1 protein-coding gene is annotated in these 1940 nt (G+C 40.7%); it reads left to right on the top strand.

The annotated features are described in order from the left end of the window. Nucleotides 1-520: 520 nt before the first annotated feature. Nucleotides 521-1819: a group II intron reverse transcriptase/maturase gene (gene ltrA, locus ACVWY7_RS26975; protein WP_000991109.1), complete on the top strand. Its 1299-nt coding sequence runs from the start codon at nt 521-523 to the stop codon at nt 1817-1819. The last annotated feature ends 121 nt before the right edge of the window (nt 1820-1940 follow it).

The following is a 1940-nucleotide window of genomic DNA, read 5'->3' as shown; positions in this document are numbered from 1 at the left end:
GCGTGCCCAGCTAAGCTGGGCACTGCTTGCTGGTGAAAGTCCAGCCTAGGTAAGAGCCAAGTCGCCTAGTAGCTGACAGGCAACTGGTGGAGAAATCCTAAGGTTGAAGCCCTGTGACAAAGTAACTTCTATTTAGAAGTGCGAGCGAATCAGCAGACCGTAACATAAAGTGAACCTTGCCGCCTCGTTAAAAGAAGCCTAGCAATAGGACAAAGGGAAGTTGAGCCTGGTGAATATAGGCGAAAACCATGGAAGATGTGAAGAACTTGGAAATACAACATCAAAGAATCCCTCGGGGTAAGGAGGGCGGTATGTTGAGAAAGTAGTGTCTGGAACTGGGGAGACCCTCCTTTGCCCTTTCTTTCAGAAAGGAGAGAGAAAGCCTATAAGCATATGCGAAATGGTGGACTGTAAAGAGGGAGTCGGAGGAGGTCATAGTACTGAATATCATAACGACAACACAACGTTATGTAGGGAAGGACCTCTACTTTGTTCATAAGTTGGAAGGAGGTACGAGTGAGTGAATGCTGGAAAACTAGCTAACTACACCGATGTAAAAGCTCAAGAACTTTGGAAGACTTTATATCTTTGTGCCAAAGAAAGTTCAAGCCGAAGATTTCATACGTTGTATGATAAGATTTATCGTCCTGATATACTAGCTGAAGCATGGCGAAGGGTAAAACGGAATAGAGGGAGTGGGGGAATTGATGGACAAACAATTGAGGAAATTGTTCACCAATATGGAGAACGTAACTTTCTAAATGAGTTGTACAAGGAACTCAAAAGTAAGTCATATCATCCACAAGCTGTGAGAAGAACCTACATTCCAAAGGGGGATGGAAAACAAAGACCACTTGGAATTCCTACGATCAAAGATAGAGTTGTACAAATGGCAACAAAATTAGTCATTGAACCAATCTTTGAAGCTGATTTTCAAGACTGTTCGTATGGATTTCGCCCGAAACGAAACGCACATCAAGCGATATCGAAGATACGGAAAGCGAGTAAAACATCTCATTGGATAGTAGACGTAGACATACAAGGATACTTTGATAACATTAATCATGATAAATTAATGAGGCTTGTAGAAAGAAGAATCAGTGACCGAAGAGTGTTAAAACTCATTAGAAAATGGCTGGAAGCGGGAATCATGGAACATGCGCAATTTCATGAAACAACAGTAGGTACACCACAAGGTGGCGTGATATCTCCGTTACTTTCTAACATATATTTAAATTATATGGATACCATTTGGGAAAAGAAGTGTAAACACTTGGGGGAACTGATTCGATATGCCGATGACTTTGTCATCGTATGTCAAACAAAACAACAAGCACTAGAAAGTATTCGGATACTACAATCCATTATGAATAAATTAGAACTTACAATCCATGTAGAAAAGTCAAAGCTAGTGAATACGTGGGATGGCAACGAGGGATTTGATTTTCTAGGATTTCACCATCGAAAATACCCTAAACCTGTGAAAGGCGGGAAGAAAGTGTATGTGATGGCGCATATTCCGAGCCAGAAAGCCATGAAGAAAATGCGAGAACGCATTAAAGGATACACAGAGCCGAGGAACAAACTGTATTTACAATTAGAAGAGATGGTAAAAGGTTTAAATAGAATTCTACAGGGATTCAAGAATTACTATAGCTTATCTTCAATTGGACAGAAGTGGCTCTGTAAAATAGATTGGTATGTCTTAGAACGGCTTAATCTTTTCTGGAATAAGAAAAGAAATGTTCGGAAGAAACATGGTCGTATCAAGAATTTGATGACGAAAACAACATACATACTCGTGAGAGTCGGAAGCTAGAACAAACTGAAAGCCAAAGAAGGAAGAACATCGGAAAGCCGTATGAGGGAAAACCTCACGTACGGTTTGATGAGGGGAAACTGAAACAGAAAAGGGATGGCAAAGCCACCCCTAAAGAAAA

The organism is Bacillus sp. TE9106W, from assembly GCF_054062215.1.
This window is presented reverse-complemented; position numbering and strand designations above follow the sequence as displayed.